1 protein-coding gene is annotated in these 455 nt (G+C 53.2%); it reads right to left on the bottom strand.

The window, feature by feature from the left end:
- Positions 1-89 precede the first annotated feature (89 nt).
- Entirely contained in the window at positions 90-299 is a 210-nt protein-coding gene (locus tag D5084_RS09040; RefSeq protein WP_128515191.1) for a hypothetical protein, read from the bottom strand.
- Positions 300-455: the final 156 nt, after the last annotated feature.

Here is a 455-nt window from a genome sequence, read left to right on the forward strand (position 1 = left end):
CCCAAGACCTTCCTCTCCGCCGTCGCCCTCGCCGCAACCGTCATGTTCTGGCTATGAAACAAGAACGAGTCCTGACCCTAGTGTGCAACTCACCGAACAGGGAACGCTAGGATCTTGGCATCTCCCAATTCTACTCCTTTATGCAGCGATGCCGGCTTCGGCCTATTCAAGTTATGCTCGATGTGCGCTGCTGCAATGGCGAGCATCTTTGCAGATTCCATCATGTCGTTCAGGGCCAGAAACGTTATGACGTCCCGCAGTACTTCTGCAACCCAATCCAGTTCTTCCCGCTGCTGCATCAATGGAGCCTCTTGATCATACTCATGTCAAATTGAAGCGATTTTCTTAATGATCGGTTAATGCCGAGTTCGGTATGCATCGGCTCTGATGATGTGACCGCCCCCCGACGGCATCGATGTGCCAAGGTGGGTCTGCGAGGATCCACAAAGGAGGAC

The organism is Tabrizicola thermarum (assembly GCF_003574395.1).
Classification (GTDB): domain Bacteria; phylum Pseudomonadota; class Alphaproteobacteria; order Rhodobacterales; family Rhodobacteraceae; genus Tabrizicola; species Tabrizicola thermarum.

What these genes read in the sequence shown, in the direction of transcription:
- D5084_RS09040 (WP_128515191.1), bottom strand. Translation starts at nt 299, where the DNA reads ATGCAGCAGCGGGAAGAACTGGATTGGGTTGCAGAAGTACTGCGGGAC.